Source organism: Motilimonas sp. 1_MG-2023, assembly GCF_030547455.1.
Taxonomy (GTDB): Bacteria; Pseudomonadota; Gammaproteobacteria; order Enterobacterales; family CBDFNC01; genus Motilimonas.
In genome coordinates, this window is sequence record NZ_JAUOPX010000357.1 from 1 (window position 1) to 229 (window position 229).

Annotated in this window: 1 protein-coding gene; it reads right to left on the bottom strand. The window is 38.9% G+C overall.

Annotated elements, in window-relative coordinates; all coding sequences use genetic code 11:
* Positions 1–182 (bottom strand): ABC transporter substrate-binding protein (locus Q4519_RS22545; protein ID WP_369293070.1); only part of this gene is annotated, 182 nt, incomplete at its 3' end.
* Between the last annotated feature and the right edge of the window lie 47 nt (positions 183–229).

Below are 229 nucleotides of genomic sequence, written 5' to 3' on the forward strand. Positions count from 1 at the left end.
AGTTGAATAATTTGTTCAATATTCAAAACATTATATCGACCTACCACTGGATTGCTTTTGGCAGCTTCAGGATAATCAGTGAATCGAGTCGTACCGACAATTTTATCGCCTTGTCCAATTGCAAAGAGCATTTCGTCTGAGTGAGGGGATAAAGTGTTGATATGTTTATCTGGTTGTTTAATTTATTGCTGCGTCTCGGCTGCGACATGATCAGTAACTAGCATTAACC